This window comes from Streptomyces sp. NPDC053513 (assembly GCF_044544765.1).
GTDB classification, from domain to species: Bacteria; Actinomycetota; Actinomycetes; order Streptomycetales; family Streptomycetaceae; genus Streptomyces; species Streptomyces litmocidini.
In genome coordinates this window covers 307685-332993 of record NZ_JBITXP010000002.1, presented here as the reverse complement: position 1 = coordinate 332993, position 25309 = coordinate 307685, and the positions used below count along the sequence as shown (strand labels likewise).

The 25309-nt window shown below is 73.3% G+C and carries 21 protein-coding genes and 1 pseudogene; 12 read left to right on the top strand and 10 right to left on the bottom strand.

Features of this window, described 5'->3' with window-relative positions:
- Window positions 1-34 precede the first annotated feature (34 nt).
- Window positions 35-1342, top strand: a complete 1308-nt coding sequence (locus ACIGW4_RS04735; protein WP_399578472.1) for a M18 family aminopeptidase — start codon at window positions 35-37, stop codon at window positions 1340-1342.
- Between the two features lie 61 nt (window positions 1343-1403).
- The gene (locus tag ACIGW4_RS04730; RefSeq protein WP_399578469.1) at window positions 1404-1727 is read left to right on the top strand and encodes a hypothetical protein; all 324 of its coding nucleotides are present in this window, start codon (window positions 1404-1406) and stop codon (window positions 1725-1727) included.
- 8 nt (window positions 1728-1735) lie between these two features.
- On the opposite strand, the gene ACIGW4_RS04725 is transcribed toward ACIGW4_RS04730, so the two are convergent.
- Window positions 1736-3529 (bottom strand): NHL domain-containing thioredoxin family protein, encoded by a 1794-nt coding sequence (locus tag ACIGW4_RS04725; protein WP_123453438.1) that lies wholly within the window; start codon window positions 3527-3529, stop codon window positions 1736-1738.
- A gap of 142 nt (window positions 3530-3671) precedes the next feature.
- On the opposite strand from ACIGW4_RS04725, the gene ACIGW4_RS04720 reads away from it, so the two are divergent.
- From ACIGW4_RS04720 to ACIGW4_RS04710, 3 genes are read left to right on the top strand one after another with little or no spacing between them, the layout of a single operon-like run.
- Window positions 3672-5084, top strand: a complete 1413-nt coding sequence (locus ACIGW4_RS04720) for a hypothetical protein (protein ID WP_399578466.1) — start codon at window positions 3672-3674, stop codon at window positions 5082-5084.
- A 1-nt stretch (window position 5085) separates the two neighbouring features.
- Window positions 5086-5835 carry a hypothetical protein gene (locus tag ACIGW4_RS04715; RefSeq protein WP_399578464.1) on the top strand — a complete coding sequence of 250 codons (750 nt, stop codon included), beginning with the start codon at window positions 5086-5088 and terminating at the stop codon, window positions 5833-5835.
- A 31-nt stretch (window positions 5836-5866) separates the two neighbouring features.
- Window positions 5867-6358 carry an LURP-one-related/scramblase family protein gene (locus ACIGW4_RS04710; protein WP_123453444.1) on the top strand — a complete coding sequence of 164 codons (492 nt, stop codon included), beginning with the start codon at window positions 5867-5869 and terminating at the stop codon, window positions 6356-6358.
- 17 nt (window positions 6359-6375) lie between these two features.
- Here ACIGW4_RS04710 and ACIGW4_RS04705 read toward each other — a convergent pair whose 3' ends face one another.
- From ACIGW4_RS04705 to ACIGW4_RS04695, 3 genes are all read right to left on the bottom strand, one after another.
- Window positions 6376-7608 (bottom strand): PLP-dependent aspartate aminotransferase family protein, encoded by a 1233-nt coding sequence (locus ACIGW4_RS04705; RefSeq protein WP_123453446.1) that lies wholly within the window; start codon window positions 7606-7608, stop codon window positions 6376-6378.
- Between the two features lie 88 nt (window positions 7609-7696).
- Complete coding sequence (locus tag ACIGW4_RS04700) at window positions 7697-8815, bottom strand: SMI1/KNR4 family protein (RefSeq protein ID WP_399578462.1); 1119 nt, start codon at window positions 8813-8815, stop codon at window positions 7697-7699.
- 149 nt (window positions 8816-8964) lie between these two features.
- On the bottom strand, window positions 8965-9768 hold the full coding sequence (locus tag ACIGW4_RS04695) for a carbon-nitrogen family hydrolase (protein ID WP_123453450.1): 804 nt from the start codon (window positions 9766-9768) through the stop codon (window positions 8965-8967).
- Window positions 9769-9923: 155 nt separating this feature from the next.
- Between ACIGW4_RS04695 and ACIGW4_RS04690 the strand changes: the two genes are divergently transcribed.
- A complete protein-coding gene (locus ACIGW4_RS04690) occupies window positions 9924-10751 on the top strand; it encodes a maleylpyruvate isomerase family mycothiol-dependent enzyme (protein WP_123453452.1) in 828 nt (275 codons plus the stop codon).
- Window positions 10752-10829: 78 nt separating this feature from the next.
- Here ACIGW4_RS04690 and ACIGW4_RS04685 read toward each other — a convergent pair whose 3' ends face one another.
- The 5 genes from ACIGW4_RS04685 to pdhA all read right to left on the bottom strand — a co-directional run bounded on the left by ACIGW4_RS04685 (window position 10830) and on the right by pdhA (window position 16868).
- Window positions 10830-12125: a nitrate/nitrite transporter gene (locus ACIGW4_RS04685; protein WP_123453454.1), complete on the bottom strand. Its 1296-nt coding sequence runs from the start codon at window positions 12123-12125 to the stop codon at window positions 10830-10832.
- Window positions 12122-12796, bottom strand: coding sequence for a GntR family transcriptional regulator (locus ACIGW4_RS04680; RefSeq protein ID WP_123457374.1), 675 nt, complete (start codon window positions 12794-12796; stop codon window positions 12122-12124). The genes ACIGW4_RS04685 and ACIGW4_RS04680 overlap by 4 nt, the downstream gene beginning before the upstream one ends.
- A 481-nt stretch (window positions 12797-13277) precedes the next feature.
- Entirely contained in the window at window positions 13278-14687 is a 1410-nt protein-coding gene (locus tag ACIGW4_RS04675) for a dihydrolipoamide acetyltransferase family protein (protein ID WP_399578457.1), read from the bottom strand.
- 13 nt (window positions 14688-14700) lie between these two features.
- Entirely contained in the window at window positions 14701-15681 is a 981-nt protein-coding gene (locus ACIGW4_RS04670) for an alpha-ketoacid dehydrogenase subunit beta (protein WP_359586695.1), read from the bottom strand.
- 2 nt (window positions 15682-15683) lie between these two features.
- On the bottom strand, window positions 15684-16868 hold the full coding sequence (pdhA, locus tag ACIGW4_RS04665) for a pyruvate dehydrogenase (acetyl-transferring) E1 component subunit alpha (protein ID WP_359586694.1): 1185 nt from the start codon (window positions 16866-16868) through the stop codon (window positions 15684-15686).
- A 338-nt stretch (window positions 16869-17206) separates the two neighbouring features.
- On the opposite strand from pdhA, the gene ACIGW4_RS04660 reads away from it, so the two are divergent.
- From ACIGW4_RS04660 to ACIGW4_RS04650, 3 genes and pseudogenes are all read left to right on the top strand, one after another.
- Entirely contained in the window at window positions 17207-17866 is a 660-nt protein-coding gene (locus ACIGW4_RS04660; protein ID WP_399578454.1) for a response regulator, read from the top strand.
- A 117-nt stretch (window positions 17867-17983) separates the two neighbouring features.
- Window positions 17984-18367: pseudogene (locus ACIGW4_RS04655) on the top strand (pyridoxamine 5'-phosphate oxidase family protein); the annotation flags it as partial.
- Window positions 18368-18754: 387 nt separating this feature from the next.
- Complete coding sequence (locus tag ACIGW4_RS04650; protein WP_123453464.1) at window positions 18755-19771, top strand: phosphotransferase; 1017 nt, start codon at window positions 18755-18757, stop codon at window positions 19769-19771.
- Window positions 19772-19896: 125 nt separating this feature from the next.
- Here ACIGW4_RS04650 and ACIGW4_RS04645 read toward each other — a convergent pair whose 3' ends face one another.
- Complete coding sequence (locus ACIGW4_RS04645) at window positions 19897-21486, bottom strand: protein kinase (protein WP_399578452.1); 1590 nt, start codon at window positions 21484-21486, stop codon at window positions 19897-19899.
- Between the two features lie 276 nt (window positions 21487-21762).
- Between ACIGW4_RS04645 and ACIGW4_RS04640 the strand changes: the two genes are divergently transcribed.
- The 3 genes from ACIGW4_RS04640 (at window position 21763) to ACIGW4_RS04630 (ending at window position 25186) form a co-directional block, all read left to right on the top strand.
- Window positions 21763-23400 (top strand): protein kinase, encoded by a 1638-nt coding sequence (locus ACIGW4_RS04640; RefSeq protein WP_398708054.1) that lies wholly within the window; start codon window positions 21763-21765, stop codon window positions 23398-23400.
- A gap of 109 nt (window positions 23401-23509) precedes the next feature.
- Window positions 23510-24394: a hypothetical protein gene (locus ACIGW4_RS04635; RefSeq protein WP_399578450.1), complete on the top strand. Its 885-nt coding sequence runs from the start codon at window positions 23510-23512 to the stop codon at window positions 24392-24394.
- 96 nt (window positions 24395-24490) lie between these two features.
- The gene (locus ACIGW4_RS04630) at window positions 24491-25186 is read left to right on the top strand and encodes a PadR family transcriptional regulator (protein ID WP_399578447.1); all 696 of its coding nucleotides are present in this window, start codon (window positions 24491-24493) and stop codon (window positions 25184-25186) included.
- Window positions 25187-25309 lie beyond the last annotated feature (123 nt).

The following is a 25309-nucleotide window of genomic DNA, read 5'->3' as shown; positions in this document are numbered from 1 at the left end:
TATTCGAATTCCGGTCCCTGCGTATGGTGAACCCATGAGCAGCGCAGCTTCCCGTCCCACCGCCGGTCCGTTCGACCGCGGCCACACCGACGACCTGATGGCCTTCCTGACGGCCTCCCCCTCGCCGTACCACGCGGTGGCGAGCGCCGCCGAGCGGCTCGAGAAGGCCGGCTTCCGCCGCGTCGAGGAGACCGCGGCCTGGGACGGGACGAGCGGCGGGAAGTACGTGATCCGCGGCGGCGCGATCATCGCCTGGTACGTGCCGGAGGGCGCCGCCGCCCACACCCCGTACCGGATCGTCGGCGCCCACACCGACTCCCCCAACCTGCGCGTCAAGCCGCAGCCCGACATGGGCGCCCAGGGCTGGCGCCAGATCGCCGTCGAGATCTACGGCGGGACCCTGCTCAACACCTGGCTCGACCGCGACCTCGGCCTCGCCGGCCGCCTCACCCTCCGCGACGGCAGCCACCGCCTCGTCAACGTCGACCGGCCGCTGCTGCGCGTCCCGCAGCTCGCCATCCACCTCGACCGCCAGGTCAACGACGGCCTCAAGCTCGACCGCCAGCGCCACATGCAGCCCGTCTGGGGCATCGGCCAGGTCCACGAGGGCGACCTGATCGAGTTCGTCGCCGCCGAGGCGGGCGTCGACGCCGAGGACGTCAGCGGCTGGGACCTCATGGTCCACGCCGTCGAGGCCCCCGCCTACCTCGGCCGCGACCAGGAGCTCCTCGCCGGCCCGCGCATGGACAACCTCGTCTCCGTCCACGCGGGCGTCGCCGCGCTCGCCTCCCTCGCGGGCCGCGACGACCTCCCGTACATCCCGGTCCTCGCCGCCTTCGACCACGAGGAGAACGGCTCCGAGGCCGACACCGGCGCCCAGGGCCCCCTCCTCGGCAACGTCCTGGAGCGCTCGGTCTACGCCCGCGGCGGCTCCTACGAGGACCGGGCCCGCGCCTTCGCCGGCACGGTCTGCCTCTCCTCCGACACCGGCCACGCCGTCCACCCCAACTACGCGGAGCGCCACGACCCGACGCACCACCCGCGCGTCAACGGCGGCCCGATCCTCAAGGTGAACGTCAACCAGCGGTACGCCACCGACGGCAGCGGCCGCGCGGTCTTCGCCGCCGCCTGCGAGAAGGCGGGGGTGCCCTGGCAGTCCTTCGTCTCCAGCAACGACATGCCCTGCGGCACCACGATCGGCCCGATCACGGCCGCCCGGCACGGCATCTCGACCGTCGACATCGGCGTCGCGATCCTCTCCATGCACAGCGCCCGCGAACTCTGCGGCGCGGACGACCCGTACCTCCTCGCGAACGCCCTGGTGGCGTTCCTGGAGGGCTGAGCCCCCGCTCGCGCACCGCGCGAAACATCCGCGAAAGCTCCCGCCTGGCAGCGTCGTCCCCATGCATCGTCATGAGGGCCCCTCGCGGGGGAAGTTCGCCGTCGGTGTCACCGTCGCCGTCGTGCTCGTCACGGCGGCGGCGGGCGCCCTGATCGGCGAGTACGACGAACGGCCGCCGTGGGGCACGGACATCGCCTACGAGGGCGGCTACCTCCAGGCCGTGCGCATCGTGAAGTGGCGCGCCCTGCGCGAGGGCGAGTGCGCGCTCATGGAGCGGCAGGGCATGGGCGGCGACCGGGCCGTGCACGATCCGGCGGCCTGGGTGGAGGGGTGCCTGGACGGGGCCGCGGGGCGCCCGTCCAGGAACCAGGGGATCGTCCGCTGACCGCCTGATCAGCCGTCCATGCCGGCGAGGATCAGCGGCAGCCGGGCCACGCCGTCGGCCGTGACCTTCACCGGGACGCCCCAGTCCTGCTGATGGACGTGGCAGGCCGGGTACTCGTTGGCCGGGTCGTCGTCGCAGGAGGCCGCCATCGCGGAGACGTGCAGCACGCCTTCCGTGACCTCGGGGTTCAGGTCGAGCTCGCGGAAGAGGTCCGTCCCCGTGCCCTCGCCGCCGAGCAGCAGCTCCGGCGGGGTCGAGGAGACCAGGAGGCGGGTCGAGGGGCCGTACCGCTCGTCCAGCTTCTGCCCGGTCGGCGCCTGGAAGACGACGTCGAGCCGGAGCCGGCCCGGGGCGACCTCGGTGGCCTCGCGCTGCGTGCGGTAGGCGGCGGACTCGACCTGGACGGCCTCCTCCGGCAGCCGCAGCCGGGTCAGCCGGTGCCGGGCGGACTCGACGACCACGATGTCGCCGCCGACCAGGACCGCGTCGCTGGGCTCGCGCAGATCGGTGGCGAGGGTGGTGACCTCGCCGGTGGCCGGGTCGAAGCGGCGCAGGGCGTGGTTGTACGTGTCGGAGACGGCGACCGAGCCGTCGGGCAGCGCGGTCACGCCCAGCGGGTGCTGGAAGAGGGCCTGCCCGGCGGCGCCGTCACGGTGGCCGAAGTCGAAGAGGCCGGTGCCGACGGCCGTGTGGACGTGGCCCTCCGGGTCGATCCAGCGCACGGCGCTGGTCTCGGAGTCGGCGATCCACAGCCGGTCCTCGGTGGCCGCGAGCCCGGAGGGCTGCGCGAACCAGGCCTCGGCGGCGGGCCCGTCGACGAGCCCCTCGTTGGTGGTGCCGGCCGCGACCCCGACGGTCCCGCTCTCGGGGTCGTACGTCCACAGCTGGTGCACACCGGCCATGGCGATCCACACCTTGCCCTGCCACCAGGCGACGTCCCACGGCGAGGAGAGGTCGACCTCGAGGGCGGGCCCGGAGGTCGGGGACCCCTGCCACCACTGCTTCCCGGTGCCGGCGACGAGCTCGATCGCCCCGCTCTCCGGGTCGTACGTGCGCAGGGCGTGGTTCACGGTGTCCGCGACGACGATCCTGCCGTCCGGCAGCAGGGCGAGTCCCTGCGGCTCCCGGAAGACGCCCTCGCCGATCCGCCGCACCACGGTCTCGCCGTCCTCGGCCAGCTCGACGAGCTGGTGCCGGGTGGTGTCGGAGACCAGGAAGTGGCCGTTCGCGAGGACGACGGCCTTCCCGGGGAAGCGGAGGTCGGTCGCGACGGGCTCGGGCGCCACGTACGGCCCGTCGCCGCGCCGCAGCGTCCCCTTGGCCTCGTGCTCGGCCTCCAGCTCCTCGACGAGCGTCCGGATCGCGTTGGCGTGCCCCTCACCGGCGTGCTGGGCGACGACGTACCCCTCGGGGTCGATCACGACGAGCGTCGGCCACGCCCGCACGGCGTACTGCTTCCAGGTCGCGAGCTCCGGGTCGTCGAGCACCGGGTGGTGCACCTCGTACCGCTCGACGGCGTCGACGACGGCCTGGTGCTCGGCCTCGTGCACGAACTTCGGCGAGTGCACGCCGACGATCACGAGCGTGTCGCGGTGCTTCTCCTCCAGGTCCCGCAGCTCATCGAGGACGTGCAGGCAGTTGACGCAGCAGAAGGTCCAGAAGTCGAGCAGAACGATCTTTCCTCGCAGATCGGCGAGGGTCAGTTCTTCTCCGCCCGTGTTGAGCCAGCCGCCCTTGCCGATCAGCTCGGGGGCGCGGACACGGGCACGTCGGGGCGCGTGGGTGGGCGCGGAGTCGTTCATGGTTCAAGGGTGCCGTACGGGTGGAAAACCGGGGCCGGGTGGGGGGCCGGGGCGTGTCCCGGGGCCGGGTGTGCCGGGGGCGGGCGGTGGCATGGAGCGCATGACGCGTGCGGGCAGATCATCGGACTATTACGGCTGTCGGGTGAGCGGTGGGCTGCTGATGGCGGTACTGCTCGTGCTGCCCGGGGCCGCCGCGTGGGCCGGCGGGTCCGGGGACGGGGCCCTGCGGATGACCGTCACCGTGAACGGACGCTCCGACAGCGCGGTGCGGCCGCCGGCGGTACGGGTCGGGGCGCAGGTCGTGAAGCGGTACCGGCTGGAGAACCTGGGCGAGGCGCGTGTGCACGGGGTACGGGTCGTCGACCCCGGCGTGCCCGACGGGACCGTACGGTGCCCCCGGCAGTCGCTCGCCGGGCTCGGGGAGATGGAGTGCGTCGCCCGTTTCCGCGCCCTGCCCGGGCCCCACCTCGCCATCGCACGGGCCCGGGGCGACGTCCCCTCCCTCGGCGTGCTGAGCAGCGCGACCGCCCGCTCCGGGTACACCGGCGTCGCCGGGGGCCTCGCCCTCACCGAGCGGGTCTCGGTCGGGGGCGGCCGGGCCGCCGTCACGTACACCGTGGCCAACCGGGGCAACCGGCCCCTCCACGCCGTACGCGTCGAGGACACCGCCCTGCCGCTCGGCCCCGGCTCCGTCGACTGCGGCGGGCGCGCCGGGACCGTGGCCCTGCTCCCCCCGGGCGCCTCGGCCCGCTGCACGGCCACCGTCCGGCGCCCGCCGGGCACCCACCGCAGCACCGGCCTCGCCACCGGCAGCGACCGGGTCCCGACCCTCGACGCCGGGGGCGCCCTCGTCCCCGCACCGACGCTCACCGCACGCTCCTCCGCCGCTTTCACCGTCCCTTCGCCGCCGCGGGGGGCGGGGGGTGGTGGGGATGGCGGGGACGGGGGAAGTGGGGTTGCCGGGGCCTCGGCGGTGGGCGGGGGCTCCGTGGCGGGCGGGGGTGCCGGGGTCGCCGGGGTGGCTGGGGCTGTCGGCGGGGCCGGGCAGGTCGCTGGAGCTGCTGGGGCTGCTGGAGCTGTTGGTGCCGCTGGGGCCGCCGCCGCTGGAACCGGCGGGGCCGGAGGGGCCACCGGTGCCGCCGGAGCCACCGGTACTGCCGGAGCCGCCGGTGCCGCCGGTGTCGGGGGCGCGCCAGGGGCCCCGGCGGCCCCCGGCCTCGCTCCCGGAGCCGTCGGAGCCGTACCCCCGGCCGTGCCCCCCGACGGGCCTCGGGCCGCTCCGCCCGCCGTTCCCCTCCCCGTGGGACCGCCGCGGGGCGAGCCGGAGACGGCGTCCGGGACCGGTGACCGACAGCAGCAGCCACAGCAGCAACAACCGTCACGGCAACAGCAGCCCCGGCAGCGGGCCGAGGCCGTGCCGGACGACGAGGGGTTTCTGGGGCGGCTGCGGCGCCGGACGCGGGAGGCGCACGAGTTCGGGGTCGTGACGATGCTGCTGCTCCTGTTGATCCCGGCGGCCGTCGCGGCCGCTCTGCTCGGCAGCCGGGTGAAGTGACGTGGACCTGTTCGAGACGCTCGTCGTCGTCCTCGGCGTCGCGCTCGTCGCCGCCCTCGCCGTCTTCGCCAAGACCCGGCTCTTCCCGGTCGGCGAGGACGAGGAGCCGCGCGAGGACGTCGCCGAGTACATCGCGATGATGGTGTCGGTCCTCTACGCCGTCGTGCTCGGCCTCTGCCTGGTGTCCGTCTGGGACACCCGCTCCGACGCCGCCGACAACGTCCAGGCCGAGGCGAGCGCGCTGCACCAGACGTACCTCCTCGCGGACGCGCTCCCCGCGGCCCAGCGGCAGCCGCTGCGGGACGCCGCCCGTACGTACGCCGATCACGTCGTCGACGTCGAGTGGCCGGCGATGGCGGAGCGCGAGCCGCTCGGTCCGTCCGGCTGGCAGCTGCTCGAAAGGCTCCGGAAGGCGGGCGAGGTGGAGGACTCGGCCAAGGTGCCGGAGCAGATCGCGGCCCAGGAGGTGCTGGCCCAGCTCGGCTACATCGACGACGCGCGGCGGGGCCGGGAGGCCGCGGCGCAGGAGCGGCTCTCCCCCGTGCTGTGGACGGGCCTGCTGATCGGCGGCGTGCTCACGCTCGCGTTCATGTTCCTCTTCGGGATCAGGAGGAGCGCGACGCACGTGGTGATGGTGATGGGGCTCTCCGGGTTCATCGCCTTCACCGTGCTGCTGATCCATCAGCTCGACGCGCCGTTCGGGAGGATGCTGGGCGCGTCACCGGACGCGTTCACCCGGTACTTCGGGTGAGAACCTCCGCGAACCGGGCACACATGGGCGCGTGAAATATCTCGTACGGGACAAGATCTTCGCGATCGGCGACGACTACTGGATCGAGGACGAGCAGGGCCGCCACGCCTTCCTCGTCGACGGCAAGGCCCTGCGGCTGCGCGACACCCTGGAGCTGAAGGGCCCCGACGGGCAGGTCCTCGTCACGCTGCGGCAGAAGATGTTCAGCCTGCGGGACGCGATGACGATCGAGCGGGACGACCGGCCCCTCGCGACCGTCCGCCGCAAGCGGCTCTCCCTGCTCCGCAACCACTACCGGGTGACGCTCGTCGACGGGACCGGACTGGACGTCAGCGGCCGGATCCTGGACCGGGAGTTCACCGTCGAGTACGAGGGTGAACTCCTGGCCCACATCTCCCGGCAGTGGTTCCACGTCCGCGAGACGTACGCGGTGAACGTGGTCCGCGAGGACGCGGACGCGGCGCTGCAGATCGCGGTCGCCGTGTGCGTCATCCGGATGGCGGAGCGGGAACGGGAGGACTGACCCGCCGCTCGGAGGGGTCAGCCCGCCTTCGTCAGCGCCTGCTCCAGGTCCGCCCACAGGTCCTCGACGTGTTCGATGCCGACGGAGAGCCGGACCGTGCCGGCGCCGATGCCGGCCGCGGCGAGCGCCGCCGCGTCGAGCTGGTGGTGGGAGGTGGACGCCGGGTGCATGACCAGCGTCTTCACATCGCCGAGGGAGACGCTGAGGGAGGCGAGCCGTACCGCCTCGACGAAGGCGCGGCCCGCCTCCCGGCCGCCCGCGAGGTCGATCGAGACCACCCCGCCGCCGCCGGCGGGCAGCAGGCGCGCGGCGATCGCCCGGTCCGGGTGGCTCGCGAGGGCCGGGTGGCGGACGGCCTCGACGGCGGGGTGCGTTTCGAGCCGGGCGGCGAGTTCGGCGGCGCTCGCGCACTGGCGCTCCATGCGCAGGGACAGGGTCTGGATGCCGCGCAGGGTGAGCCAGGCGGCGAACGGGTCGGTGGAGGCGCCCTGTTCGACGGCGTGGTGGCGGACCCCGTCGTACAGCTCGGCGTCCTTGAAGACGGCGATGCCGCCGAGGACGTCGGCGTGCCCGGCCAGGTACTTGGTGGCGGAGTGGACGACGATGTCGGCGCCGTGGTCGAGGGGACGGCAGAGCAGCGGGGAGGCGAAGGTGTTGTCGACGACGACGGGGACCCCGGCCTCGGCGGCGACGGCGGCGAGCGCGGGGACGTCGGCGACGCGGGTGGTGGGATTGGCGATGGTCTCCAGGTAGAGGAGCCGGGTCTCGGGACGCAGGGCCGCCCGCACCTCCTCCGGGTCGGTGCCGGAGACGTACGTGACGTGGACGCCCCAGCGGGCGGCGAGGTCGGTGAGGACCGCGTACGTGCCGCCGTACAGGCAGGTCTGGGCGATGACGTGGTCGCCGCTGGAGAGCAGGCCGAGGAGGACGGCGTTGATGGCGCCCATGCCGGAGGCGAAGGACCGGGCGGCGGTCCCGCCTTCCAGGCGGGCGACGGCGTCCTCCAGGGTGCGGACGGTGGGGTTGCCGAGGCGGGAGTAGAGGAAGGCGTCCGGGGAGGTGAACCCCTCGGCGAGGGCGTCGGCCGAGTCGAAGGCGAAGACGTGGCCCTGGTGCAGGGGCACGCCGAGGGGCCTGCTGCCCGTGATCTCGACGTGCGGCGGGTGGACGGCGAGGGTCTCGGGGCGGACGGCGAGGATCTCGGGGCGGGGGGACGCGGGAGAGGAGGGCGCGGGTTCGGCGTGGGTCATGAACTCAGTCTGGGGAACGGCCTTTTGTCTTCCCAGGTCCAATTCCGGCAGAGTGGATCGGCGGCCGGCCCGGCGGCAGACCGTGCCCTCAGTCCGTTCCCGGGCCGTACGGCGTGAAGTCGATGACGTCCAGCGGGTCCTCGTGGGGGCGTACGAGGCGGGGGAGGCCTTCCGTGCGGAGTTCACCGCGCAGCCAGGCGAGCAGGATCCCGGTGAGGGTGCCGGTGAGCGGCGGGCCCTGGTCGGCGTGGCGCGGGATGACGATCAGGGGCCAGTCGTCGGGGGTGTCGCCCTCGGTGAGCCAGCACAGCTGGTCGCCGTCGATGGAGTCGGCGAAGGGCAGGAAGCCGCCGGGCTCGGGCCGGACGGGCAGCGGGTGGTACTGGGGGAAGTCGGCGCGCAGGCTCCGGTAGGCCTCGCCGTACCACTCCTCCGTGCCCGCCACGTCGTACCGTTCGGTGCCCAGCGGGCGGTTGAAGCGGAGCCACTGGCACCACTCTCCGCCGCCGTACGTCTCCATCAGGCGGACGTACTCGGTGGGGAGGCGGGTGCCGAGGCGTTCGTACAGCCACTCCCAGCTCTGCTCGCCGAGGTACGGCTCGGCGGGCGGCGGTACGAGGGCGGTGAGGGTGTCGAGGCCGGTGCCGCCGCCGGTGAGCGCGGCCCGCTGTTCGGGGGTGGGGTCGGGGCGGCGGGCCGGCGGGGTCCAGGCGGACGGTTCGCCTCCGGCGTAGCCGCTGCGGGCGATGTGCGGGCGCAGGCCGTCGGAGACGAAGCCGGTGAGGGTGGGCAGGAGGGTGGTGCCGGGGCGGAGCCAGGGGTCCTTGCCGGCGTTCGCGAGGTTCTGCACGTGGACGACGACGGGCCACTCGTCCGGGTCGTCGGAGGCGGTGGTGTCCCAGTAGAGGGTGTCGGCCATGCGGGTCTCGCCGAAGGGGAGGACGCCGGGCGCGGCCCGGCGTCCCCGCTCGACGAAGCCGCCGTAGTCGAAGAGGCGCGCGTCGTCGGCGAACGGGGTGTGCAGCCAGAGCCGTTCGCCGATGTCGAGGGGGCCGTAGGCGGTGGCCACGGCCTTGTAGTCGGCGGGCAGGCGCAGGCCGAGCCATTCCTCGACCGCGTCCCAGTCGACGGGTGCCGCCGGCCCTTCCGGCGGCGGTCCGAAGAGCTCGGCGAAGGCGGCGAGCGCCGCCTTCTCCTGGTCGTTCACGAGGTGCCTTTCGAAGGTTCGGGGCCGGCGGGGAGCGGCGTCCCGGAGGCCCGGAACCGGAGGGTGCGCGGCGGTCCGGAGGCCCAGGACCGGCGGGGGCGTGGCGGCCCGGAGGCCCGGAGCCGGCGGATGCGTGGCGTCGCGAAGGTTCAGGGCCGGCGGATGCGCGGCGTCGCGACCCCGAGCACCCGGTCCTTGAGCGCCGGGAACTCCTCCCGGGTCGTCCGGACCTTCGCCGGATCGAGGACGACCCGCAGGATCTCCTCGTCCGGTCCGGCCTCCGCGAGGGTCTCGCCCCAGGGGTCGACGACGATCGAGTGCCCGGCCTGCTCCACGCCCGCGTGGGTGCCGGCGGTGCCGCAGGCGAGGACGTACGCCTGGTTCTCGACGGCCCGGGCCCGGGCCAGGAGGGACCAGTGGGCGCGGCGGCGGGCGGGCCAGCCGGCCGGGACGACGAAGGCCTGGGCGCCCGCGTCGACGAGGCCGCGGAAGAGCTCGGGGAAGCGCAGGTCGTAGCAGGTGCCGACGCCGACGGTGAGGTGCGGCAGGTCGACGGTGACGAGGTCCTCCCCGGCCGCCATCAGCACGGCCTCGCCCTTGTCGAAGCCGAAGCGGTGGATCTTCCGGTAGGAGGCGACGAGTTCGCCGTCGGGGGAGAGGACGAGCGAGGTGTTGTAGAGGGAGCCGCCCTCCGCCTCGACGAAGGAGCCGGCGTGCAGCCAGACCCCGGCGTCGCGGGCGGCCTCCGCCATCGCCCGGTGGGTGGGGCCGTTCAACGGCTCGGACTCGGCGGCGAACAGGTCGGACGCGAAGGCGCCGACGGTCCACAGTTCCGGCAGGACCACGAGGTCCGCGTGGCCGGATTCCTCCCGTACGAGACGTGCCGCGCGGGCGCGACGGGCGTCGACCGGTTCGTCCGGGTCTACCGCGATCTGGATCAGCGAGGCGCGCACACTACCACCGTCCTGGCATTCGAGCCGTCAACACCGGCCTACGATCGTCACACGAAAGCACTGCCGGGGTGCCTTCGGGCAGCGTAACTTAGCGTCCGAGCCTCCCACCCAGTCGTGTTTTCAGCCCGCGCACCGAAGAACCGCCGAGGGGTCCCGTGACCGTCCATCCCAGCCTCCAGAACTACGCCGACGCCTGGACCCATTCCATCGAGGCGATAGCCGAACTGGTGCAGCCCCTCGTGGAGGGCGAGTGGAACCGGCCGACCCCGTGCATCGGCTGGTCGGTGCGGGACATCGTCTCCCATGTGATCGGCATGGAGACGGAGATGCTCGGCGATCCGCGGCCGATCCACTCCCTGCCCCGCGACCTGTACCACGTGCGCAGTGACTTCGCCCGCTACATGGAGGTTCAGGTCGATGTGCGGCGGCACCACACCGCCCCGGAGATGACCTCGGAGCTGGAGTACATCCTGATCCGGCGGGCCCGGCAGCTCCGCAACGAGAACCGCTCCCCCGAGCATCTGATCCGCGCCCCCCTCGGCGCCGAGCAGACCCTCGAACAGGGCTACCGCACGCGTGCCTTCGACGTGTGGGTGCACGAGCAGGACCTGCGGACGGCGCTGGGCGTGCCGGGGAACCTGGACTCGGCCGGGGCGCTCGTGGCCCGGGACGTGCTCCTGGAGGCGCTGCCGGACGTGGTCGCCAAGGACGCCGGGGCGCCCCCGTCCTCGGCGGTGGTGCTCGACGTGACCGGTCCGGTGGAGTTCCTGCGGACGGTACGGGTGGACGCGGAGGGCCGCGGTTCGATCGACGGCGCGCCGTCGCTGGGTCCCGCGGTGACGCTGGCGACGGACTGGGAGACGTTCGTCCGCCTCGCCTGCGGCCGGGTCCGGCCGGCCGAGGTGGCCGACCGGGTCAAGGTCGAGGGCGACGCGGACCTCGCGAAGGCGATCCTGGACAACTTCGCGGTGACGCCCCGGTAGGTACCGGCACTCTCCACATGGGCTCTGTACGAGACAAGGGCTCTCTCCGGGACAAGGGCCCTATACGGGACAAGGGCCCTATACGGGTACGTGCACGGCCTCGACGCGGCTGGCGACGAGCCGTTCCCGTTCCCTGCGGTGGGTGCGGGCCTTGAGGCGGAGGATCTGCACGACGCCGAGCGCCTCCAGGACGAAGACCGAGGAGAACGCGATCCGGTAGTCGTCGCCGGTCGCGTCGAGCAGCACGCCGACGGCGAGCAGCGTCGTCATCGAGGCGACGAAACCGCCCATGTTGACGATGCCCGAGGCGGTGCCCTGACGCTCCGGCGGGTTGGCCGGGCGGGCGAAGTCGAAGCCGATCATCGAGGCCGGTCCGCAGGCGCCCAGGACCAGGCAGAGGGTGACCAGCAGCCACATCGGCGCGTGGTCGCCGGGGTACGCGAGGGTCGTGCCCCACAGCAGGGCGGTGGCCGCGACCGTGCCGAGGGCGAGCGGGGCGCGGGCCGCGTGGTGGCGGGCGATGATCTGCCCGTACGCGAGGCCGACGGCCATGTTCGACAGCACGACCAGGGTGAGCAGCGTCCCGGCGGTGGACCGGGAGAGGCCCTGCGCCTCGACGAGGAACGGCAGGCCCCAGAGCAGCAGGAACACCATGGCGGGGAACTGGGTGGTGAAGTGCACCCACATGCCGAGCCGGGTGCCGGGCTCCCGCCAGGACTCGGCGATCTGGCGGCGGACGAAGGCGGCGCCCGCGTGGCGGGCGGGCTCCGGCTCGTACCCCTCGGGGTGGTCCTTGAGGAGGAGCAGCAGCAGGACGAGGACGAGGACGCCGGCGAGGGAGCTGCCGACGAAGGTGGTCGTCCAGCCGAGGCCGTGCAGGGCGCGGGCGATGAAGACGGTGGAGACGAGGTTGCCGGCCATGCCGATGAGCCCGGCGAGCTGGGCGATGAGCGGGCCCCGGCGGGCGGGGAACCAGCGGCTGCCGAGCCGCAGGACGCTGATGAAGGTCATGGCGTCGCCGCAGCCGAGGAGGGCGCGGGAGGCGAGGGCCGTGCCGTACGAGGGGGAGAGCGCGAAACCCAGCTGGCCGATGGTGAAGAGGACGACGCCGAGGGTCAGGACCTTCTTGGTGCCGAGGCGGTCGACCAGGAGGCCGACGGGTATCTGCATGCCGGCGTAGACGAGCAGCTGGAGGATGGAGAAGGTGGAGAGCGCCGAGGCGTTGACGTCGAAGCGGTCGGCGGCGTCGAGGCCGGCGACGCCCAGGGACGTGCGGAAGATGACGGCGACGAAGTAGACGGCGACGCCGACGCCCCAGACGAGGGCGGCACGACGGCCGCCGGGCGGGTCGCCGGGCAGGCTGACCGAGCTCATCGGGCCTCACCCCGGACCAGGACCTTGACCCAGCTGAGGTGCTGGCGGACGCAGTGCGCGGCGCCCTCGGCGTCGCCGGCCTTGATGCGGTCGAGGATCTCGGCGTGCTCGGTGATGTTCTTGGCGATGCGGTCGGGCTGGGACTGCATCACGGCGACGCCCATGCGCAGCTGGCGGTCGCGGAGCTGGTCGTAGAGGCGGACGAGGATCTGGTTGCCGGCGTGCTTGACGATCTCGGCGTGGAAGCAGCGGTCGGTGACGGCCACCTCGGCGAGGTCACCGGCCTCGGCGCGCCGCTTCTGCTCCTCCAGGAGCTCTTCGAGGCGGGCGATCAGGGGGGCGGGCGCGGGCACGGCCCGGCGGACGGCGAACTCCTCGACGAGCAGCCGGGTCTCGACGACGTCGGCGATCTCCTGCGCGGAGACGGCGAGGACGAGGGCGCCCTTCTTCGGGTAGAGCTTCAGCAGCCCTTCCATCTCCAGCTTGAGCAGCGCCTCGCGGACGGGGGTCCGGGACACCCCGACGGCCTGGGCGAGTTCGCCCTCGGTGAGGAGGGTCCCTCCCTCGTAGCGCCGGTCGAGTACGGCCTGCTTGACGTGCATGTAGACGCGGTCGGCCGCGGGCGGCTGCTTGGTGGGCAGGGGGGCGGGACCGGCTGGCGCTGATGGCATGCGCACAGCATAGATACAACAGGGGTGCAACAGACAGCCGCGTCCGCATCCTGGACCCCTTACCGGGAGCCGGAAGTCACAGTGGCCCCGGGCCCTTACCGGGAGCCGGAAGTCGTAGTGGTTCTCGTCGCCGACGAGTACGGAGGTGAAGCACACCGGGAGGCCGTCGGGCCGGCGCGCGACCTCCTGGGAGGTGCGGCGGGTGAAGCCGAGGGAGAGTCCGGGGACGAACGGGTCCTCGCCGTCGACGCCGTGCGCCGCGAGGCCCTTCAGCAGCTCGTCGGCGTCGTGCGCCGCGAGGCCCTTCAGGAGTTCGTCGGCGGGGGTACGGCCGCCACCACCTCGTCGGGGGTCATGCCGAGGCGTACGGGCCCGGCACCACGGGGCGGTTCGAGGGGGAGGCCCATGCCCTCGAACCAAACATCCGGTGGCGGCTGACGCCACCACCGGATGTTTCACGTGAAACGGGCGAACCCGGCCGCTACGCCCAGGTGATGAGCCTCTTCGGGTTCTCCAGGATCGCGGCGACGTCCGCCAGGAACTTGGAGCCGAGCTCGCCGTCGACCAGGCGGTGGTCGAAGGAGAGTGCCAGCGTGGTGACCTGACGCGGCTTCACCTTGCCCTTGTGGACCCACGGCTGGAGCTTGATCGCACCGACCGCGAGGATCGCGGACTCGCCGGGGTTCAGGATCGGCGTACCGGTGTCGACGCCGAAGACGCCGACGTTGGTGATGGTGAAGGTGCCGCCCTGCATCGCCGTCGGGGTCGTCTTCCCCTCGCGGGCGGTGGCGACGAGTTCGCTCAGGGACTGCGAGAGCTCGGGCAGGGTCTGGGCGTGCGCGTCCTTGATGTTCGGCACGATCAGACCGCGCGGGGTGGCCGCGGCGATGCCCAGGTTCACGTAGTGCTTGAGGACGATCTCCTGTGCCGCCTCGTCCCAGGCCGCGTTGATCTCCGGGTTGCGCTTGACCGCGACCAGGACGGCCTTGGCGATGAGGAGGAGCGGGTTGACCCGCAGGCCCGCCATGTCCTTGTCGGACTTGAGCTCCTCGACCAGCTTCATCGTGCGCGTGATGTCGAAGGTCACGAACTCGGTGACGTGCGGCGCGGTGAAGGCCGAACCGACCATCGCCGCCGCCGTGGCCTTCCGCACGCCCTTGATGGGCACGCGGGTCTCCCGGGCGTCGGTGGACGCCACGGACGGCGCCGCGGCGGGCGCCGCAGCCGGTGCCGCCACGGGCGCGGGGGCCTCGACGGCCGGGGCGGGCGCCGGGGCGGCCGCCGCGTGGACGTCCTCGCGGGTGATAATCCCGCCCGGGCCGGTCGGGGTGACCGTCGCCAGGTCGACACCGAGGTCCTTGGCGAGCTTGCGCACCGGCGGCTTGGCCAGCGGACGGCCGGCCACGGGACCGTGGCCGTGGCCGTTCAGCTGCTCGGGGACCACCGGGGCGGGCGCGGCGACCTCGGCCGCCGGGGCCGGAGCGCCCGGCACCTTGCGGGCGCGCCGCTTGGTGGAGCTCGCGGCCACGCCGTAGCCGACGAGGACCGGCTGACGGCCCTCCGGCTCGGCGGGCTCCGGCTCGGTCACCGTCTCCTGGACGGGGGCGGCCGCGACGGCCGGGGCCGCCGGGGCCTCGGGCTCGGCGCCGCCGCCCACGTCCACCGAGATGATGACCTGGCCGACGTCGACCGTGGTGCCCTCGGGGAAGAGGAGCTCGTGGACCGTCCCGTCGAAGGGGATCGGCAGCTCGACGGCGGCCTTGGCGGTCTCGACCTCGATCACGACCTGGCCGTCGGTGACGGTGTCACCGGGCTGGACGTACCACTTGAGGATCTCGGCCTCGGTCAGGCCCTCGCCCACGTCGGGCATCTTGAATTCGCGGATCGTCATGGTCGTGCTCTCCTCAGTACGCCAGCGAGCGGTCGACGGCGTCGAGCACGCGGTCCAGGCCCGGCAGGTACTCCTCCTCCAGGCGCGCCGGCGGGTACGGCGCGTGGTAGCCGCCGACCCGCAGGACGGGGGCCTCCAGGTGGTAGAAGCAGCGCTCGGTGATCCGGGCGGCGATCTCCGCGCCGGAGCCGAAGAACACCGGCGCCTCGTGGACGACGACCAGGCGGCGGGTCTTCTCGACCGAGGCCTGGACGGTGTCGAAGTCGAGGGGGGAGATCGAGCGCAGGTCCACGACCTCGATCGACTTGCCCTCCTCGGCGGCGGCCGCGGCCGCCTCCAGGCAGGTCTTCACCATCGGGCCGTAGGCGAGGAGGGTGAGGTCCGTGCCCTCGCGGGCGACCCGGGCCTTGTGCAGCTCGCCGGGGATGGCCTCGGTGTCGAGCTCGCCCTTGTCCCAGTAGCGGCGCTTGGGCTCGAAGAAGATGACCGGGTCGTCGCTCTGGATCGCCTGCTGGAGCATCCAGTAGGCGTCGGAGGAGTTCGCCGGGGTGACGACCTTGAGGCCCGCGACGTGCGCGAAGAGCGACTCGGGGGACTCGGAGTGGTGCTCGACGGCACCGATGCCGCCGCCGTACGGGATGCGGATGACGATCGGCATCTTCACCGTGCCGAGCGAACGGGCCCGCATCTTCGCCAGCTGGGACACGATCTGGTCGTACGCCGGGAAGACGAAGCCGTCGAACTGGATCTCCACGACCGGCCGGTAGCCGCGCAGCGCGAGACCGATCGCGGTGCCGACGATGCCGGACTCGGCGAGCGGGGTGTCGATGACCCGGTCCTCGCCGAAGTCCTTCTGCAGACCGTCGGTGATCCGGAAGACACCGCCGAGCTTGCCGACGTCCAGGCCCATGATCAGGACCTTGGGGTCGGTCTCCAGGGCCTTGCGCAGCGACTCGTTGAGCGCCTTCGCCAGGGGAAGCTTCTGAACAGCCATGATTACTCGGCCTCTCCGCCCTCGAAGGACGCCTGGTAGGCGGCGAACTGCGCACGCTCCTCGTCGACGAGCGCGTGCCCGTCCGCGTACACGTTGTCGAACATCGCCATGTGCTCCGGGACGGGCATGGCGCGGACGACCTCGCGGACGTGCTTGCCGAGCGCCTCGCTCTCCGTCTCCAGCTCCTCGAAGAAGGCCGCGTCGGCGTGGCCCTCGTTCTCCATGTACGTCTTGAGGCGCTGGATCGGGTCCTTGGCCTCCCACTCCTCGCGCTCCGCGTCCCGGCGGTAGCGGGTCGGGTCGTCGGAGGTGGTGTGGGCGGCCATCCGGTAGGTGAACGCCTCGATGAGCGTCGGGCCCTCACCGCGGCGGGCGCGCTCCAGGGCGGACCGGGTCACGGCCAGGCAGGCGAGGACGTCGTTGCCGTCGACGCGGACGCCGGGGAAGCCGAAACCGGCGGCGCGCTGGTAGAGCGGGACGCGGGTCTGCTTCTCGATGGGCTCGGAAATGGCCCACTGGTTGTTCTGGCAGAAGAACACGACCGGAGCGTTGTAGACCGCGGAGAAGACGAACGACTCGTTGACGTCGCCCTGGCTGGAGGCGCCGTCACCGAAGTAGGCGAGCACGGCGGAGTCCGCGCCGTCCTTGGCGATGCCCATGGCATAGCCGGTGGCGTGCAGGGTCTGCGAGCCGAGGACGATCGTGTACAGGTGGAAATTGTTGCTGTTGGGGTCCCAGCCGCCGTTGTTCACACCGCGGAACATTCCCAGCAGGTTCGTCGGGTCGACCCCGCGGCACCAGGCGACGCCGTGCTCGCGGTAGGTCGGGAAGACGTAGTCGTCGTCGCGCAGGGCCCGGCCCGAACCGATCTGGGCGGCCTCCTGGCCGAGCAGCGAGGCCCACAGGCCCAGCTCGCCCTGACGCTGCAGGGCGGTCGCCTCGGCGTCGAAGCGTCGGGTGAGGACCATGTCGCGGTACAGACCGCGCAGTTCCTCGGCGCTCAGATCGATGTCGTAGTCGGGGTGCTGGACGCGCTCCCCCTCGGGCGTCAGCAGCTGAACGAGCTCGGGCTCCGAGGCCGTGGCGGCCGTCGCCTTCTTGGTGGTGCTCGTGCTCGCGCTTGCGGTGCGCTTGGTGCCGCTGCTGCGTCGCGTCGTCTTGCGCGCGGCAGTGCTCTCCACGGTCACGTGCGTGCTCCTCCGTCGGTCCGGCCCCCGGGTTCGCCGGTGAGGCCAGTGCGGCTCCGCCTTGTCCGTACCTTCGCACGGGGTGGGTGCGACGCGGCCGGAGTCGGGCGTGAAAGGTGCCCCGGCGAGCGCCGTCATAGGCACGTTACCCATTACGCGGCATTCCCGCGAAACCCCACTTGACCTGCGATTTTGCTTGGATTTCCAAGTAAATCGAGAAAAGGGGGACTCATCCCTGGTCAGAGCATGGACAACGGCCCGACGCCGTCGTCGGAACACCCGGCACGTTATCCCGCGCACCCCGGGCGCCGGAAGACCCAATATGTGAGACTGACCGCGTGCGCGAAGAAGGAAAAATCCGGGTATTTCTGCTGGACGACCACGAAGTCGTACGGCGCGGGGTCCACGAGTTGCTCTCCGTGGAGGACGACATCGAGGTGGTCGGCGAGGCCGGGACGGCGGCGGACGCGCTGGTCAGGATCCCCGCGACCCGCCCCGACGTCGCGATGCTCGACGTCCGGCTGCCCGACGGCAGCGGGGTGGAGGTGTGCCGGGAGGTCCGCTCGCAGGACGATTCGGTCAAGTGCCTGATGCTGACCTCGTACGCGGACGACGAGGCGCTCTTCGACGCGATCATGGCCGGGGCCTCGGGCTACGTCCTCAAGGCGATCCGCGGCAACGAGCTGCTGAGCGCGGTGCGGGACGTCGCCGCCGGCAGGTCGCTGCTCGACCCGGTGGCCACCGCCCGGGTCCTGGAGCGGCTGCGCGACGGCAACACCCCGAAGGGCGACGAGAGGCTCGCCTCCCTGACGGACCAGGAGCGCAAGATCCTGGACCTGATCGGCGAGGGCCTGACCAACCGGGTCATCGGCGAGCGGCTCCACCTCGCGGAGAAGACCATCAAGAACTACGTCTCCAGCCTGCTGTCGAAGCTGGGCATGGAGCGGCGCTCGCAGGCGGCGGCGTACGTGGCCCGGCTCCAGGCCGAACGTCACTGACGCCCACCGGCCCCGCCCCCGGCGGGGCCGGTGGCCAGCCCCCGGGACCTACGGCCCCCTCGAACCGGGGCAGGGGCCCCTTTTCCGGCACGGCGCCGGTGACGGAGAGTGGAGACCATGTCCACCGACGAGATCCGCGCCATCGAGCTCCTCAGCCGCGTGTCGTACGGCCGGCTGGCGACGAGCATGCGGGCGATGCCGTTCGTCGCCCCCGCCCGCCACGTCGTGGCCGACGGCCGCGTCCTGCTCCGGATGCACCGGGGCCTCGGCTACCACCGCGCCTGCAACGGCAGCGTGGTCGCGTACGGCGCGGACAACTGCGACTCCGGCGCCGAGCACATCTGGTCCGTGCAGTTCACGGGCACGGCCGAGATCGTCGAGCCGACGCCGGAGGAGCGGGCGGCCTTCGGCCCCGAGCCCGTACGGGTGGACGGAGAGCCCTTCACCCCGGTGTTCCTGCGGATCGAGCCCCAGTTCGTGACGCTCCACGAACTCGACTACAGCGGCCGCGCGGGGGCCGGTACACAGGCCGGAGGGCCTGTCGGGGGGCCTACTGGGGGACTCGTGGAGGGTCCGGCGCGGGAGCCGGCCGGAAAGGCCCCCGAGAGGCCCTCCGGGGCCGATTTCGGGGGCGGCGCCGGGGACGGCGCCGAGGGCGGCGCCGAGGACCGTCTCCAAGCCCACCCCGAGGCCCGTCCCGAGGAGCGCCTCCAAGCCCGTGCCGAGGCCCGTCCCGAGGAGCGCCTCCAAACCGCGTCCGGGGCCCGTCCCCAAGCCGGTGCCGAGGAGCGCCCCCAAGCCCACCCCGGGACCCGTCCCGAGGCCCGCCCCCACCCCCGTTCCGTGGAGCGACGCATCCACCACGCAGCGTGATCTAACATCTGCGGAGTGCCGCGCTCATCTGTACCCCACGCTCCGCCCCTCCGCCCCCTCCTGCGCCGCTACACCGACGTGGGTGAGCCCCTCTCCTGCGTCCCCGTGACCGAGGGCCTGCTCAACCGCGGCTACCGGCTCTCCACCACCCGCGGGGCGTACTTCCTCAAGCAGCACCTGGACGCCCCCACCTCGGACCGGGCCACCATCACCCGCCAGCACCGCGCCACCCAGCGCTTACACGCCCTCGGCCTGCCCGTGGCGCCGCCGCTCCCCGACAGCCGGGGCCGCACGGTCGCCCTCGTCGGCGGCCACTGCTACGCCCTGCACCCCTGGATCGACGGCCGCCACCGCGACGGCGCCCAGCTCTCCACCGGCTGCTCCCGCCGCCTCGGCACCCTCCTCGGCCGTGTCCACACCTGCCTGGAGCAGGTCATGGAGTCCCCGCCGCCGGGCGGCGAGCACGAGAGCGCCCGTCCCGAGGACACCTTCCGGGCCATCGAGGAACTGCTCCGCCTGGCCCGCGCGCACCGCCCCCGCGACAGCTTCGACGCGCTCGCCGAGCACCGGCTCAGGGAGCGGCGCAGGCTGCTCGCGCAGCACGCCCACCACCGGCCGCCGCCCGCCTCCGCCGCCGGCTGGGTGCACGGGGACTTCCACCCGCTGAACCTGCTGTACCGGGGCGCGGAGCCCGCCGCGATCGTCGACTGGGACCGGCTCGGGGTCCGTCCCAGGGCCGAGGAGGCGGTCAGGGCCGCCGCGATCTTCTTCGTACGCCCGGAGGGGGAGCTGGCCTTGGAGAAGGTGCGGGCGTACGCGCGCGCGTACCGGCGGGCGACGGGCGCGGACGGCGCCGAGCTGGCCGCCGCAGCGCACCGGGTGTGGTGGGAGCGGCTCAACGACTTCTGGACCCTGCGCTGGCGCTACCAGCTGCACGACCGGCGGGCCGACCCGCAGTTCCCCGCGGTGTCGGCCCTGGCGGTCTGGTGGACGCGCGAGTACGCGGCGGTCCGCGACGCCTTCGCCGGCTGAGCACGACGAAGGCGCGGCGAAGGCGTGACGCAGGCGTGTCACAGGCGCGGCGAAGACGCGGAGCAGGAGCGACGCAGGCGCCGCACAGGCGCCGTGCCGACCGGACCGACCGCGCGGCGGCCTCGTCAGCCGGTCGCGGTGCCCGCGCCCGTCGGCGGGGTGTCCGGGTCGCCGCCGCCGCCGGAGGAGTCGTCGGTCGGCTCGCCGGTCGGCTCCGTCGGGGGCTCGGTCGTCGGCTCGCCCGTCGGGTCCGTCGGCCCGTCCGTCGGCCTGGTCGGGGGCGTGGTCGTCGGCTGCGTCGGCGTGTCGGTCGACGGCGTGCCCGTGGGCCCGGTCGGCTCGTACGTCGTCGGCGGGTTCCACGGCTGCTGCGTCTCGCCGGTCGACGTGCCCGAGTCCTGGGTGGGGTCCTGGGTGGGCTCCTCCGAGGCGGTGGGCTCCTCGGAGACGGTCGACGGGGAGGTGCTGACGGTGTTCGTCGGCGACTTCACGTCGTCACCCGGGCCGCCCGCCTTGTCGAGCGCGTACGCGACACCCGCGACGACCGCGACCAGCGCGAGTACGGCGAACAGCCACATCTTGCCCCGGCCGCCCCTGCCGCCGTTCTGGGTGGCGTACCCGTCCTGGCCGTAGCCGCCGCCGTCGTATCCGCCGTCGTTCGGGTTCAACGGCGGCAGGATCGGGCCCTGGGCGGTCTCGCCGTGCATGGGGTGGCCCATCGCGGTCGTCGCGGCCATGCCGCCGACCGGGGTGTGCCCGCCCTCGTACATCTCGACCGGCCCGGTGTTCCACGCGCCGGTGTAGCCGCCCTGCTGCTGGAGCATCTGGAGGGCGTACTGGATGAGCCCGCGCATCTCCTCGGCGCTCTGGAACCGGTCGTCCGGGTCCTTCGCGAGCGAGCGCATCACCAGGCCGTCGAGCTCCGGCGGCACGGATCCCGTCACCTCGGACGGCGGGACGGGGGCGTCCTGGACGTGCTGGTACACGACGGACAGCGGGGTCTCGCCGGTGAAGGGGGGCCGCAGCGCGAGGAGTTCGTAGAGCAGGCAGCCCGTGGCGTACAGGTCGGAGCGGTGGTCGACCGCCTTGCCGAGGGCCTGTTCGGGGGAGAGGTACTGCGGGGTGCCCATGACCATGCCGGTCTGGGTCATCGTCGACTGCGCGCCGTGCAGGGCGCGCGCGATGCCGAAGTCCATGACCTTCACCGCGCCGGTGTTCGTGATGATCACGTTCGCCGGCTTGATGTCGCGGTGCACGATGCCGTGCTGGTGCGAGTAGGCCAGCGCCTCCAGGACGCCGGAGACGATGATGAGCGCCTGCTCGGGGCCCGGGGCCTCGGCGCTGAGCAGCAGGTCGCGGATGGTGCGGCCCTCGACCAGCTCCATCACGATGTACGGCACGGGCCGGCCGCCGACGAGGTCCTCGCCGGAGTCGTACACGGCGACGATCGCGTGGTGGTTGAGCCCGGCGACGGACTGCGCCTCGCGGGTGAAGCGGGCCTTGGAGACCGGGTCCTCGGCGAGGTCGGCGCGCAGCAGCTTGACGGCCACGGTGCGGCCGAGCCGTACGTCCTCGGCGGCGAAGACCTCCGCCATGCCGCCCCGCCCCAGACGGTGCGTCAGGCGGTAGCGGCCGTCGCCGACGACGCCGCCCTCGCCCCACGATTCCGCCGACGCGTCCGGCACACCGCCACCTGCTCCGGATTCGGGTGCCATCAGTCCTCGCCGTCGTCTGTCGTGCCGTGTCCAGTCGTCACGCTACAGGCTCCGTACGACACCACGGTCCGAGATGGACCGGCCATCCAACCTCCTCGACGTACGCCTGTGCAAATTCGACGTGTTTCCCCCGCCCCCGCGGAAACGCTTCCTGTGCGGAGTGTCACGGAACGGGCACCGAACCGAGGCCCGGCTTGACGTGTCACTGCCCTGCGGCAGACTTGCGCCAGGAAATTCCGGATCAACGCCGCCACGCGCGCGTAGGGGGAAGCACAGATGAGCCAGGACGGCGCACAGGGCCGCTATGCGGGCGGTTCGGTCGCGGGCGGCCGGTACCAGCTGCGTGACCTTCTCGGCGAGGGCGGCATGGCGTCGGTCTACCTGGCCTACGACAGCGCCCTCGACCGGCAGGTCGCCATCAAGACGCTGCACACGGAGCTCGGCCGGGAGCAGTCCTTCCGGGAGCGGTTCCGGCGCGAGGCGCAGGCCGTCGCGAAGCTGTCGCACACGAACATCGTCTCGGTCTTCGACACCGGCGAGGACACCCTCGACGGCGCCGTCATGCCGTACATCGTCATGGAGTACGTGGAGGGGCAGCCGCTCGGCTCGGTCCTCGCCGCGGACGTCCAGCAGTACGGCGCGATGCCGGCCGACAAGGCGCTGAAGGTCACGGCCGACGTGCTGGCCGCGCTCGAGGTCAGCCACGAGATGGGCCTGGTCCACCGTGACATCAAGCCGGGCAACGTGATGACCACCAAGCGCGGTGTGGTCAAGGTCATGGACTTCGGCATCGCGCGGGCCATGCAGTCCGGGGTCACCTCGATGACGCAGACCGGCATGGTCGTCGGCACCCCCCAGTACCTCTCCCCCGAGCAGGCCCTCGGCCGCGCGGTGGACGCCCGCTCCGACCTTTATTCGGTCGGCATCATGCTCTTCCAGCTGCTGACGGGCCGCCTCCCCTTCGACGCCGACTCGCCGCTGGCCATCGCCTACGCGCACGTGCAGGAGGAGCCGGTCGCCCCGTCCTCCGTCAACCGCTCGGTGACGCCGGCGATGGACGCGCTCGTCGCCCGCGCGCTGCGGAAGAACCCGAACGAGCGGTTCCCGAGCGCGGCCGCGATGCGCGACGAGTGCCTGCGGGTCCTGGCGGCAGGCCAGACCGGCGCGCCGATGATCGTCCAGGGCGGCCCGGTCAGCAGCGGCGCGGGCGTCAGCTCGGCGGTCTTCCCGCCCGTCGGCCAGACCCCGCCGCCGACCCCGCACCCCGGCGTGCAGCAGCCCTACCTGCCGCCGACGCCGCAGCCCGGCCCGTACGGCCCCGCGACCCCCGCGCCCGCCCCGGCGTACGGCTACCCGCAGCAGGCGCCGACGCCCGCGCCGTACGCCCCCACCCCGGCCCCCGCGCCGTACGCCCCGACGCCGGCGCCCATGCCCGCTCCCGTCGCGTCCGGCGGCTCGGGCTCCCGCAGGAACACGCCGGTCCTCGTCGGCGCGATCGCCGTCGCGCTGCTCGCGATCGGCGGCCTGCTCGTCGCGCTCAACATGAACAAGGACGAGGACCCGCAGGCGGGCGGCACCGGCGGCACGCAGACGCAGGAGAGCCAGTCGGCGGCGCCCGGCCACAAGGGCCCCGACCTGACCAAGACCATCGACACCAAGAAGTGCACGCAGCCTTCGGAGTCGAGCGACGACCCGTCCAAGTTCGAGGTCCCGAACTTCACCTACAAGAACATCCAGTCGGTGAAGGCGTGCGTGCAGGCGGCGGGCTGGAAGATCATGACCCAGACCCCGGTGGACGAGGCCACGTACGGCGAAGGCACGGTCCTGGAGCAGTACCCGCCGGCCGGTCAGGACATCACCGACGAGGACGCCGAGTTCACCCTGAAGATCTCGACGGGCAACCCGCCGCAGTAGTCCCGGAGCCGCCGTACGCCCCCCGGCCCCGTCCCGGATGCCGGAACGAATCGGGCATGTGACGCTGAGTCGAACGACTCCGCGCCTCGGTACGGGAGGGGGTCACCCGGTGACTCCAGCACTCCGCAGAGCACGCGCGCGGGCTCTGCGCCCCGCGCTCACCTGCGCGTTCACCTGCGCCCTGTACGCCACGCCCCTCGCGTACGCGGCGCAGGACCCCGGCACCCCGATGGGCAGCGCGGCCCGGCCTCCCGGCACGTCCGTGGGCGACGTGGCGCGGCCTCCCGGCGTCTCCGTGGGCGGCATGGCCCCGGGGGCGGTGGCGGCCGCGGCTCCGGTGGGGGCCCCGGCAGCGGCTGCGATGCCGGTGGCGGCCCCGGCCCCGGCCCCGGTGGCAGGCCCGGTGGCGGGCCCGCCCTCCGCCACGCCCTCCTCGACCGCCTCACCGGACTCCCCCTCCCCGTCCGCCTTTCCGTCCGCTTCCCCGTCCACCTCCCCGGCGGCTCCTCCGAGCGGCGACGGGGGAACCCGCGCGCCCGTCTCCCCGGCGCCCGCGCCCACCGGGACGGGGGCGCCGTCCGCGACGCCCACGCCGAGCGCCGAGCCCTCCGACGCCCCCGCCCCCAGCCGTTCCGCCTCCCTCGCGGGGCGGCCCGCGGGCGAGGGGAAGTCCCGCCCGGGGCGCCCCGAGTCCGCCGAGTCCTCCGCCCCGGCGAGCGCCAAGGCACCGTCGCCCCGCCCCTCTCGTACCGAAACCGCTACAAGCTCGCGCGAGCACGACGCCGCGGAGGAGACGGACGGGCTGGTACGCGAGGGGGATCCGCTGCCGCCGGAGGCCGCGCCCGCCAGCCTGCCCGCCGCGGCACCCGGACTGGCCGACGAGACCGCGACCACCCTCGGCGACCAGCGGATTCCCGTGCTCACCCTGGGCGTGGGGCTGGCCCTGATGGGCTTCGGGATCGGCTTCCTCGGGCTCCGGATGCGCCGCCGCTGACCCCGCCGGGACCGCCGGGGTCCCCCTTGAGTCGGACCTCCCGCTTCCCTCTCAGGTCGGTTGTCCGTCGCGACATACCCGGTATACATACTGAGTATGTCGATCCGCCACGGGCTCCTCGCCCTTCTCGAACGCGGCCCTCGCTACGGCTCCCAGCTCCGTACGGAGTTCGAGTCCCGCACCGGCTCCACCTGGCCGCTCAACGTCGGCCAGGTCTACACGACCCTCAACCGGCTCGAACGCGACGGCATGGTCGCCCAGGGCGGCGAGGACGCGGCCGGGCACACGCTCTACGCGATCACCGATAGCGGCCGCGCCGAGCTCAGGACCTGGTTCGAGAAGCCGGTGGACCGCACCAGCCCCGCCCGCGACGAGCTGGCCATCAAGCTCGCCATGGCCGTGGGCGCGCCCGGCGTCGACATCCGCGACGTCATCCAGTCCCAGCGCCGGCACACCGTGAAGGCGATGCAGGACTACACCCGGCTCAAGGCGCGGGCCCTGCTCGCCGTCGAGGGCGGCGGGGCCCGGGAGCGGGACGACGTGGCCTGGCTGCTCGTCCTGGAGCAGCTGATCTTCCAGACCGAGGCGGAGGCCCGCTGGCTGGACCACTGCGAGTCCCGGCTGATCCGCCTGTCGGCGACGGCGGCGGCCGCGGGGAGCCCGGTGACCGCGCCCGTGGGCCCGACGGCCCCGAGCACGCCGACCGCCCCGACCGCCCCGGCGGTCTCGAACACCCCGGCTGCCCCGGCGGCCTCCGGCGCCCCGGCCGGGCCGGGCGCTCCGGCCTCCTAGCGCCCTTCGACCACCGGTACGCCCGGAGCGCGTCGGCCGCACTCCCGCGCCCCGCCCGTACCGCCGACGCGACACCACCTTCCACCGCACGCTCCCGTACCCGGCCCGACCGCCGCGTACGGC